This window comes from Histidinibacterium lentulum (assembly GCF_003789055.1).
Lineage (GTDB): Bacteria > Pseudomonadota > Alphaproteobacteria > Rhodobacterales > Rhodobacteraceae > Oceanicola > Oceanicola lentulus.
This window is the reverse complement of sequence record NZ_ML119086.1, coordinates 99,868-110,842: the sequence shown is the minus strand read 5'-3', so window position 1 is coordinate 110,842 and position 10,975 is coordinate 99,868. Positions and strand designations below refer to the sequence as shown.

Genomic DNA, 10,975 nt, shown 5'->3' with positions numbered 1-10,975 from the left:
GGGCCGGGCGCATCATGGGTGCCGCAGGCACTCCGATGGATCGCCCGCCTCACTCCGAGACCCCGTGCACGAACCAGCGCGGCGTCTCCCCGCGGCCGTCGTCGAGCACGCCGTCCCGGTAGAGCCAGATGCGGCGGCCGGCGTGGTCCTCCACATGGTAATAGTCGCGCAGCCGCGTGCCCGGGCGGTCGCGCCACCATTCGGGGGCGATCCGCTCGGGTCCCGCGAAGCGCACCACGCGGCAGGTCAGGCGGCGCCAGACGAACTGCGCGGGCGGGCCCTCGGGCACGGCATAGAGCACGCGGATCTCCTCTGCCGGCGCGAGGAGCCGCATCGGCCGGGCGGGGCCGGTGCCGGGGCGGGACGGCCATGGCGCGTCCGGGGCGCCGTGCCAGTCCTCGCGCCGCTCGGGGACATGACTTTCGCGCAGCGCCGCCCGCCGCACCACGGCGGGGCCGAAGCGGGCCGTCAGCCGGTCGGTGAGGCGGGCCAGCTCCGCGCCGTCCTCGGCAGCCCCGTCGAGCCGGGTCTGCACCTCGGAGAGGTCCTCGGCATGGACCGCGCCCAGCGTCACCAGATCGAAACCGTAGCCCGGGTCGATCCGCTCGAGCTTGCCGTCGAAGAGCCGAGAGATGTGCCGGAAATCGCGGCTCGGCCGGGCCAGCGCCACCTCCACCGAGGAGACCTCGCCATCGGTGCGGTACACCGTCAGCCGCACCCGCCGCGCGCCGAAGCCCGCCTCGGCGAGCCCCGCGCAGAGCGCCTCGGCGAGGGCCGGCAGGTGCGGCGTCGGGTCCTCCACCGGCTCGGCGAGGCGCGTCTCCACGGCGAAGCGCGGCGGGTCGTCCGGCGCCTCCACGGGCTCGGGGCTGCGGCCCAGCATCTGGTCGAGGCGCAGGAGCGGGTTGCGCCAGGGTGCCTCGCGCGAGAAGCGCCGCGCCAGCGACAGGCGCGGCACGACGGCAAGATCGCCCACGGTCTTCAGCCCCAGCCGCTGCAGCGTCAGCACCGTCTCGCCCTCGAGCCGCAGGGCCCGCACCGGAAACGGCGCCATTCGCGCCGCGAGCGTACCGGGCGCGAGGGTCTCGCGCACCCCGCCCAGCTGCGCCAGCGCCCAGGCCGCGCCCTGCGTGGGCGCGGTGGCGAGGTCCGCCGAAAGCCCCAGGTGCGACAGCGCCTCCTCGATGGCGCGCAGCATCGCGGCCTCCCCGCCGTGGAGGTGATCGGATCCCGTGGTGTCCATCACGATCCTGTCCTCGCCCGAGACCGCCGTCCAGGGACACCAGCGCCGGCACCAGAGCATCAGCCGCTGGAGCGCCATCCGGTCCCCCTGGGTATCGGCATGCTCCACGCGCAGGTCGGGGCAGAGCGCGCGCATGTCCACCACGCGCGCGCCGCGCCGCACGCCCGCCTGCTCCGCCGCCCGGGTGGTCGCGTGGATCACCGGGCCGTGGGGGCCGTCCACCGCCAGCGCCGCGGGCAGGTCGTCGGGCAGGGGCTCGCCCAGCCGCTCGAGGCAGCGCTGCCAGCGTTCCACCGAAAGGCGCGGCAGGTGCAGGCAGGTGATCCGCCGCGCCAGCGGGTCGCGTTCGGCCGGGGGCGCGGCGGCGCGGCCCCGGGTCTCGAGGGCGCCCGCACGCAGGTCCGGGGCATCGCCGTCGCGACCCGCTCGCCAGGCCGGCCGCGCGCGGGGGCGGCCCACGGGGGAGAAGCTCTCCTGCCGGGCATATGTCCCGGCACGGGCGGATGCGGGGGCTGCTTCGGTCGCCATGGCCCGGGCGAGGGCCGCCATGGCGCGGGCAAGCTCGTCCGGCTCTGCTCGGGCCGGGCCGGGCGGGTCGGGCCGCCGGGCGGGAAAGGGCAGCACGGCCTGCCGCCCCGGCGCGCGCCTCGCCGTCGTGCCCCGCTCCGTCATCTCAGCCGCCCGCGCCTGCGCCTGCGGCCTCCGTCCCGCGCAGCGCCATGGGGTGCTCCAGCTCCAGCCGGTGCGCCGCGCGGTCGTAGCGCGCCACCCAGGTCCCCGGCGCCCGGTAGCGCGAGCGGAAGAGTTCCACCCGCCAGTGCGGCTGGCCGGGGGCGCGGGCGTCCCAGGGATGCCGCCCCGAGGGCAGGGCCCCCACGCGCCAGCGTTCCCGCGCCGCGCCGAGGGCGGGCGTGGCGGCGCGGCGCATCAGCCAGCAGGCCACGCCATGGGTTTCGGCGCGCAGGGCGAGCCGCTTCGTCGCGGTGAAATCGAGCACGGGCGGATCGCCCCAGATCTCGGCCATCACGCCGCCGAGAGAGGGGCAGCCCAGCCCCTGTTCGGCGGCCCAGAGCACATCGACGGGCCGCGCGACATCGACCCGGATCACCTCGAATCCGGCAGGAAACCCCGACAGATAGGGAATCCCCGCCTCCTTGCGCGTGACCCGGTCCGAGACCCACAGGAGCGGCCCCCGCGCAGGCTCCAGCTGCGCGAGGGCAAAGCCCGTCGGCGCGGCATCGGCGGCGCTGTCGGCAAAGACCTCCGAGAGCGTCGCCGCAGGCCGGCCCGAGGACGCACGGGCGCGCAACGGACCGGTCGCGGAGGCGGGCTTGGGCGGCACGGGGCGTCCTTTCGTGGGCTGGAAATGTTCCGGTAATGTTCTCATGTCAGGTTCTAGGAAGCGCGGGGGGATTCGTCAAATCCCTTGCGCCCCGCCCGCCCTTGGGAGAGCCTTCGGCGCAGGGTGGACAGACAGGGAATGACAGCGATGCGGGCGATCCGCCTGGCCTTTCTGGGACTGATCTGCGGCTGGGCCGGACTGGCCTCGGCCGAGGGGGCCGCACGGCCCGCGGGCCTGCCCGCGCCGGTCTCCGAGGCGGATTATCCCACCGCCGACCTCGCCGAGGCCGCGCTGGGGCAGCTGCTGTTCTACGATCCGATCCTGTCGGGCAACCGCGAGGTGTCCTGCGCCACCTGCCACCACCCCGATTTCGGTACGTCGGACGGGCTCAGCCTCGGGCTCGGCGACGGCGGGGCCGGTCTGGGGCCGGACCGGGTCGTTGACCCGGACAATCCGCCGGAACAGCGGATTCCCCGCAATTCGCCGGCGCTCTTCAACCTCGGCGCGAAAGAGTTCACCGTCCTCTTTCACGATGGACGGATCGAGGTCGAACCCTCGCGCCCCTCGGGCCTGCGCACGCCCATGGGCACGGAGATGGAACAGGGATTCGCCAGCCTGCTGTCGGCGCAGACCATGTTTCCCGTGCTCTCCGCCGACGAGATGGCGGGGCATTATTCCGAGAACGAGGTCGCCCAGGCCGTGCGGCAGGGTCTGATCACCGGGCCGGGCGGGGCCTGGGACCTGCTGTCGCGGCGGGTCGCGGCGATCCCGGCCTATGCCGAGATGTTCGGGACGGTCTACGGTCTTGCCCCCGAGGAGATCGGCTTTACCCATATCTCCGACGCCATCGCCGTCTTTGTCGATGTCGAATGGCGCTCCCACAGCGCGCCCTTCGACGCCTGGCTGCGCGGCGAGGCGGAGCTGCCGCCGCTCGCGGCCGAGGGGGCGGCGCTGTTCTACGGCGAGGCGGGCTGCGCCGAATGCCACGCGGGCCCGTTCCTCACCGACCACCGCTTTCACGCCATGGGCGAGGTGCAGCTCGGCCCCGGCAAGGCGGCACGGTTCGAGCGGCATGCCCGGGACATCGGGCGCATGCGGGTGACGGGCCGACAGGAGGATGCCTACGCATTCCGCACGCCCTCGCTGCGCAACGTGGCGGCGACGGCGCCCTATGGCCATGCCGGCGCCTATAGCGACCTCGGCGCCTATCTCGCGCACCACGCCGACCCGCTGGCGGGGCTGGCGGGTTACGATCCGGGGCAGGCGGTGCTGCCCGACCTCGCGGTGGAGGACTGGCGTATCATGGATGACGATGCGGAACGGCAGGCCATCGCCGCCGCCGTCCGCCGCGAGGCGGCGCCGCTCGACGATGACCGCATCGCGGCGCTCGTGGCGTTTCTCGACACGCTGACCGATCCAGTGGCCCTCGGGGGCCGCCTGGGGATTCCCGCCGAGGTGCCCAGCGGCCTCCCCGTCGCGCGGCCCTGAGCCGGGCTGGCGCCTGCGCCTTCGGCGGCCCCCGCCCGCCCGGCCAGCGCCGGCGATTTCAGCCGGCGGCGGCCCGATCTTCACGATGCGTCAATCCGAATCCCCGAAGATGACGCCATGAGCCCGATTTCCTTCCCCTTCTGCCTGCCGCTCCGGCGTCGTCCTGCCGGGCACCCGCCCCGCGTCGGCACCGGCTCCCTGCGCTGGCTGCTCCTCTGGCTGGTCCGCCTCGGCGGCAGGCAAAGGGGCCCGGCGGGACGCAGCCGGCGCCGGCCTCCGGGGGCAGCGACCGGGTGGCTCAGGGGGTCAGCGGCTGTCGCCGCGCTCGATCGTCAGACTCTCGCCCGGGATGGCGACCTGGGGGCCGGAGACGGTCCCGTCAGGCCATGTCACCGTCACCATGGCCTCCGTCGCGGACCCCAGCCCGAAATGCAGCGGCAGCGCCTCGCCCCCGGCATGGCCGCCACCCACGGTGATCTCCTGCTCCTCGCGCATCGTCTCTGCCGCAACGGTCACCCGCGCGCCGATGGCAAAGCGGTTCGGCCCCGGCTGGCGCAGCGCCACGGTGAGCCAGCTGCCCGCGCCTTCGGTCACGTTGCGGTAGAGCTCCATCGGCGCGCGCCGGTTCACCACGACGAGATCGAGCCGCCCGTCGCCGTCGAGATCGGCCAGCGCCGCGCCCCGGGAGCGCTCCGTTGCGGCCACCCCCGCCGCCGCCGCGACCTCGGAAAACGTCCTGTCGGCCTCCTGCCGGAGCAGGCTGTTGGGGTCCTCCATCGCCAGATCGGGCATCTGGTCCACGTTGCCCTTGGCGATGAAGAGATCGGCCCGCCCGTCGTTGTCCACGTCGCCCCATTCCGCATGCCAGCCCGTGGACGGACGCCCGTCGTCGCCCACATGGGGCCGGTGCGCCGTCGTGCCCATCTCGAACGGCGCCGCGACATAGCTGCCATCCTCCTTCGCGATCTGCAGGAGCTGGTCGCCCATGGAAGTCAGCATCACCTCCGCCCGCCCGTCGCCCGTGATGTCGCGGCTGGCAATGCCCATGCCCCAGAGCTGGGGTCCGCGCCAGCCATCCTCGGGCCCGAGAAAGCGCGCCTCGCCGATGTCCCACATCTGCTCGGAGCCTTCGCGCACATAGTAATGACGGTCGTTCGACAGCCGCAGGGTCGGCCGGCCGCGCGCATCCCGGGCGGCCAGCATGGACAGGGGACAGAAACCGGGGGAGAGGGTTTCCGCCCGCCAGCCGCCTCCGGGTTCGGGGTACAGGATTTCGTTGTCGTCGCAGGCCTCGAAGGGGCCCTCGGGGTCACCGCGGTCCACATAATGCCCCACCGCCAGTGTCGGAGCCGTGTCGCCCTCTGCCCACCAGGCGGTGAAGGCGGTGGTCCAACGGTCGGTCACCGGCAGACCGAGCGCCTCCGTCGCCTCCTCGAACCGGCAGTCCCCGAGACCACGCAGCGCCACGTCCGTCCCGGCCCGCATGACGTAAAGATCGAGAATGCCGTCCGCGTCGAGATCCAGCGGGTAGGCGCCCGTCGTCCCTCCTAGGTCGGGCAGGGCGCCCTCCGCGAAGCGGAACGCGCCCTCGTTCACGAAGAGCCGCAGCGGCTCCGTGCCGCCCGCGGCCACGAGGTCGGGCAGGGCGTCATCGTTGCAGTCGAGCACGGCCAGCCCGCCGCCCACGAAATGCTCCCAACCGCCGGAATAGGCATGGGGCGGCAGGGCGTCCGAGCGGTCCTCGAACCGGATCTCCGCCGAGGCGGCGCCGGAGGCCAGCACCAGCGCCGCCGTGAGCGCGAGGTGTTGCCCCCGTAGTGCCTCCCGCATTCCGGCAAATGCCGAAATCGCGGCCAGGGCCCGCTCCCGAACCCGAGCCGGCCAGCAGGCAGACGTCGCCGCGACGGCGCGCGCGCGTCCGGATGTCTCCGTGCCCGCCGAGTCTGGCGCCGGGGCCGATGCCTGCGCCACGTTCCGGGCAAGGGCGGCTGCCCGCTGCGCCGCGCGATCGCGTCCCGCGCGGCGTCGCATCCCCGGCCCTGTCTGCATCGATCCCCGCGGATCCCGACCCGCGGCTTCGCCACGATCCCCCGCGGCCCCGCGCCCGCGCAGTCTCATCCCGTGAGCACCCGCGCCGTCACCGCCGAGAGCGCCAGCGCGGCCGCCCCGCGCGCCCAGACCCCGTCGTCCCACTGGCGCACCTCCACCCTCGGGGCCGACCGGCCCTCCAGCAGCAACAGGCGCTCCATCTCCGCCAGCATCTCCTCGGCGTAAAGGTAGTGATAGCGCATCCGCGCCCCCGACAGCAGGATCAACGGCGGGTCGATGAGCTGAGCGACGTTCGAGAGGCCGAGGGCCAGATAGCGACCCGCGCGGCGGAAGATCGCCGCCGCCACGGCGTCGCCCGCAGTGGCGCGGGCATAGAGCGGGTCGAGCAGGCTGTGCGCCCCGCCCTGGGCCTGCGGCAGTCGCTCCAGCGCCGTCGCCGCCTCCCGCGCGAGGGCGTAGTCGGCAAGATAGGCCTCGAGACAGCCGCGCCGCCCGCAGCGGCAGAGCGCGCCGTCGAGATGCACCTTCGTGTGCCCCAGTTCGAGCCCCATGCCGCGGCTGCCGCGAAACAGCTTCGAGCCCAGAACGAGCCCCATGCCGACGCCCTGTTCCACGGTCACGACGGCGAAATCCGTGCTCTCGCGTCCGGCGCCGTACCAGAGTTCCGCAAGCGTCAGCATGTTGGCGTCGTTGTCGATGAAGGCGGGGCATCCCAGCCGGTCCGAAACGGCCCCGGCAAGCGGCAGGTCTCGCCCCGCCAGCACCGGCGACCAGGCCACGACACCCGCCTCGTGATCGATGATCCCCGAAAGCCCGAGACCCACCGCGGCCACCGCCTCGGGGGCATGGCCGGCACTCCGGGCGAGATCCTCGGCCAGCGCCGCGATCTCTCCGACGATCTCGTCCGGGTTCAGCCGCCGCGATACGACGGGCCGGTCGAGCCGGGCCACGGTCTGGCCTGCGAAATCCGCCAGGACCGCGGAGATCCGGTCGTCGCCCAGCTTCACCCCGATCACCCGCGCGGCCTCGGGCACCACTTCGAGCGCGACGGGTGGCCGTCCCCGCCCGCCGTCGCGCGCAGGCTCGCGGGGTCGCCCCTCGACCTGGCGCAGGAAGCCGCCCTCGATCAGCGCCGCGGTGAGCGCGGTGACCGACCCCGCGCTGATCCCGAGTGCCCGGGCGATATCGGTGCGGGCGGCCTGGCCCGCGGCGCGGACATGCTCGAAGGCCAGCGCGCGCAGGGACCGGTCCTCCGCCGCGGACAGCGGCAGCAGCGGTCCGGCCCCGGGTCCCGACAGGGGCTCGAAGGCGGGGGCGACAGACAGGTCGGGAGGTCCTTCGGCCATCAGATTCCGTCACATTAAGTTCAGTCGCGAAACATTTTCTGCAGTGCAGCGCAGCAGATCGGGGCTGAACGAAGGCGATCCTGCCGTTCAGGGCCGCCTCATGTCAAATTTATTTTGACTTCTGAATTTATCCGCGCATCCTGTCGCGCACCGGGTCGCCTGACTCGTCTTCCCCCGGACCGGACATCGGTGCGGCGGGTTCGTTGCAAGGGAGGTATGCAATGCACAAGGCACTTCTCGCCGCCGTGGTCGCCACGGTCGGCTTCAGCTCGGCCGCGCTGGCCCAGGACCTGACCGTCGGCGTGAGCTGGTCCAACTTCCAGGAAGAGCGCTGGAAGACCGACGAGGCCGCGATCCAGGCCGCGCTCGAGGCCGCCGGCGCCCAGTACATCTCCGCGGACGCGCAATCCTCGTCCTCGAAGCAGATTTCCGACGTGGAAAGCCTCATCGCCCAGGGCGTCGACGCGCTCATCATCCTCGCCCAGGATGCCCAGGCCATCGGCCCGGCGGTCGAGGCGGCGGCGAACGAGGGCATTCCGGTCGTGGGCTATGACCGGCTGATCGCCGATCCGCGCGCCTTCTACCTGACCTTCGACAACGTCGAGGTCGGCCGGATGCAGGCCCGCGCCGTGCTCGAGGCCGCGCCCGAGGGCAACTACGTCATGATCAAGGGCTCGCCCACCGATCCCAACGCCGACTTCCTGCGCGGCGGCCAGCAGGAGGTCCTGCAGGATGCCATCGACAGCGGCGCCATCACCATCGTCGGCGAGGCCTATACCGACGGCTGGCTGCCGGCCAACGCCCAGCGCAACATGGAGCAGATCCTGACCCAGAACGACAACAACGTCGATGCGGTCGTGGCCTCCAACGACGGCACCGCGGGCGGCGTCGTGGCGGCGCTGACGGCACAGGGTATGGAAGGCATCCCGGTCTCGGGCCAGGACGGCGACCATGCGGCGCTGAACCGGGTGGCCCAGGGCACCCAGACCGTCAGCGTCTGGAAGGACGCGCGGGACCTCGGCCAGCGCGCGGGCGAGATCGCCGTGGCGCTCGCCGGCGGCACCGAGATGAGCGAGATCGAGGGCGCCGAGCAGTGGACCTCGCCCGATGGCGTCGAGCTCTGGGCGCAGTTCCTGGCCCCCCAGCCGATCACCGCGGACAACCTCGACGTCGTGGTCGATGCGGGCTGGATTTCCCAGGAGGCGCTCTGCCAGGGCGTCACCAACGGCCCCTCGCCCTGCAACTGACGACCGGCGGCGGGTCGGACGCGAGTCCGGCCCGCCACGTTGACGTAGCGGCGGGTTGAGAACCCGCCCTGCACAGGTTTGCAGGGTAGGGCCCATACGCACCGTACGCTCCGGCTCTCACACGGGACGGCCCGCGTCATCCACCGACCGGCGGCACCGTTCCGCCGCCACTTTCACGGAGAATGCTCCCGCCATGGCCGAGTCCACCCAAGCGCCCGCCGCCGCGCCCCGGCGGAACCTGATCCAGAGCCTGGAGATCGATACCCGGCTCCTGGGCATGATCGGCGCCTTCATCATCGTGGCGCTGGTGTTCAACGTGCTCACGGACGGGCGTTTTCTGACGCCGCGCAACATTTTCAACCTGACGATCCAGACGGTTTCGGTGGCGATCATGGCCACCGGCATGGTGTTCATCATCGTGACCCGCCACATCGACCTTTCCGTGGGCTCGCTTCTCGCCACCTGTTCGGCGGTCATGGCGATGCTGCAGACCGACTGGCTGGTGGGCGGCCTCCTGCCGCTGGGCCATCCCGCGCTTCCCTGGCTCGCGATCGCGGGCGGGCTCTGCGTGGGCGTGGCCATCGGCGCCTTTCACGGCTGGCTCGTGGGCTACCTGACGATTCCGGCTTTCATCGTGACGCTGGGCGGGCTTCTTGTGTGGCGCAACGTGGCTTGGTTCCTGACCAACGGGCAGACCATCGGGCCCCTCGACGAGACCTTCCAGGCCTTCGGCGGCATCTCGGGCACGTTGGGCGAACAGTGGTCCTGGATCGTGGGCGGGCTCGCCACCCTCGCGGCGCTCTGGGGCCTCTGGCGGTCGCGGCGCACCAAGATCAGCCACGATTTTCCCGTGAAGCCGCTTTGGGCCGAGGCCGTGGTGGCAGCGATCATCGCCGGCGGCATCATGGGCTTCATCTGGATCCTGAATTCCTACGAGATCCCCGGGCGCGTGCTCGAGCGGGAGTTCGAGGCCCGCGGAGAGGTGCTGCCCGAGGGCTTCACCGCCGCCTACGGCCTGCCGATCTCGGTGCTGCTCTTGATCGCGGTGGCTGTCGTCATGACTGTCGTGGCCCAGCGCACCCGCCTCGGCCGCTACATCTTCGCCACCGGCGGCAACCCGGACGCGGCGGAGCTGTCGGGCATCAACACCCGGCTGCTGACCGTGAAGGTTTTCGCCGTCATGGGCTTTCTCTGCGCGCTCTCCGCGGTCGTGGCCTCCGCGCGCCTGTCATTCCATTCCAACGACATCGGCACGCTGGACGAGCTGCGGGTGATCGCCGCTGCGGTCATCGGCGGCACCGCGCTCTCGGGCGGGGTGGGCACGATCTACGGTGCCATCCTCGGCGCGCTCATCATGCAGTCGCTGCAATCGGGGATGGCGATGGTGGGCGTGGACGCGCCCTATCAGAACATCGTCGTGGGCGCGGTCCTTGTGGTCGCGGTCTTCGTCGACATCCTCTACCGGCGCCGGACGGGAGACTGACCATGGCGGACGCACGCGGCACGCCCCTTGTGGAGCTCAACAACATTTCCATCGCCTTCGGCGGTATCCAGGCGGTCGACGACGTCAGCGTCGATCTCTACCCCGGCGAGGTCGTGGGCCTTCTCGGGCACAACGGCGCGGGCAAGTCCACGCTGATCAAGTGCCTCTCGGGCGCCTACCGCATGGACAAGGGCGAGATCCGCATCAAGGGCCAGCCGGTCACGATCAACAATCCGCGCGACGCGCGCAGCCACCATATCGAGACGATCTACCAGACGCTGGCTCTGGCGGACAATCTCGACGCCGCGGCGAACCTCTTCCTGGGCCGCGAGCTGGTGAACGCGCTGGGCATGGTGGACGACGCGGCGATGGAGGCGGAAACGCGCCGGATCATGGGCCGCCTCAACCCCAACTTCAAGAAGTTCAACGCCCCGGTCTCGGCCCTGTCGGGCGGGCAGCGGCAATCCGTGGCGATCGCGCGGGCGGTCTATTTCAATGCCCAGATCCTGATCATGGACGAGCCGACCGCGGCGCTCGGCCCGCAGGAGACGCAGATGGTGGCCGAGCTGATCGACGAGCTGAAGCGCCAGAACCTCGGCATCTTTCTCATCGACCACGACATCCACCAGGTCAAACAGCTTTGCGATCGGGCGGCGGTGATGAAGAACGGGCAGCTTGTGGGCGTGGTGAACGTGGACGAGGTCAGCGAGGACGATCTGCTTGGCATGATCATCCTCGGCAAGACGCCCGAACATCTCGCGGCATGACGGGGAATGG

At 71.9% G+C, this 10,975-nt stretch carries 8 protein-coding genes; 4 read left to right on the top strand and 4 right to left on the bottom strand.

The features are described 5' to 3' along the window. Window positions 1-49: 49 nt before the first annotated feature. Window positions 50-1,915 (bottom strand): Y-family DNA polymerase, encoded by a 1,866-nt coding sequence (locus EAT49_RS12810; protein WP_342773825.1) that lies wholly within the window; start codon window positions 1,913-1,915, stop codon window positions 50-52. 1 nt (window position 1,916) lies between these two features. Continuing rightward, window positions 1,917-2,630, bottom strand: coding sequence for an ImuA family protein (locus EAT49_RS12805; protein ID WP_246003843.1), 714 nt, complete (start codon window positions 2,628-2,630; stop codon window positions 1,917-1,919). Between the two features lie 102 nt (window positions 2,631-2,732). Between EAT49_RS12805 and EAT49_RS12800 the strand changes: the two genes are divergently transcribed. Next, window positions 2,733-4,073 carry a cytochrome-c peroxidase gene (locus tag EAT49_RS12800; RefSeq protein ID WP_123642729.1) on the top strand — a complete coding sequence of 447 codons (1,341 nt, stop codon included), beginning with the start codon at window positions 2,733-2,735 and terminating at the stop codon, window positions 4,071-4,073. Window positions 4,074-4,379: 306 nt separating this feature from the next. On the opposite strand, the gene EAT49_RS12795 is transcribed toward EAT49_RS12800, so the two are convergent. Together EAT49_RS12795 and EAT49_RS12790 are read right to left on the bottom strand one after the other, a co-directional pair. Next, a complete protein-coding gene (locus EAT49_RS12795) occupies window positions 4,380-5,903 on the bottom strand; it encodes a CRTAC1 family protein (protein ID WP_123642728.1) in 1,524 nt (507 codons plus the stop codon). Window positions 5,904-6,187: 284 nt separating this feature from the next. Next, window positions 6,188-7,468: an ROK family transcriptional regulator gene (locus EAT49_RS12790; protein WP_123642727.1), complete on the bottom strand. Its 1,281-nt coding sequence runs from the start codon at window positions 7,466-7,468 to the stop codon at window positions 6,188-6,190. A 221-nt stretch (window positions 7,469-7,689) separates the two neighbouring features. Here EAT49_RS12790 and xylF point away from each other — a divergent pair, with 221 nt between their 5' ends. The 3 genes from xylF (at window position 7,690) to EAT49_RS12775 (ending at window position 10,965) form a co-directional block, all read left to right on the top strand. Beyond that, on the top strand, window positions 7,690-8,715 hold the full coding sequence (xylF, locus tag EAT49_RS12785; RefSeq protein WP_123642726.1) for a D-xylose ABC transporter substrate-binding protein: 1,026 nt from the start codon (window positions 7,690-7,692) through the stop codon (window positions 8,713-8,715). 193 nt (window positions 8,716-8,908) lie between these two features. Further along, window positions 8,909-10,198 carry a sugar ABC transporter permease gene (locus tag EAT49_RS12780; RefSeq protein ID WP_123642725.1) on the top strand — a complete coding sequence of 430 codons (1,290 nt, stop codon included), beginning with the start codon at window positions 8,909-8,911 and terminating at the stop codon, window positions 10,196-10,198. A 2-nt stretch (window positions 10,199-10,200) separates the two neighbouring features. Beyond that, window positions 10,201-10,965: an ATP-binding cassette domain-containing protein gene (locus EAT49_RS12775; protein ID WP_123642724.1), complete on the top strand. Its 765-nt coding sequence runs from the start codon at window positions 10,201-10,203 to the stop codon at window positions 10,963-10,965. Window positions 10,966-10,975 lie beyond the last annotated feature (10 nt).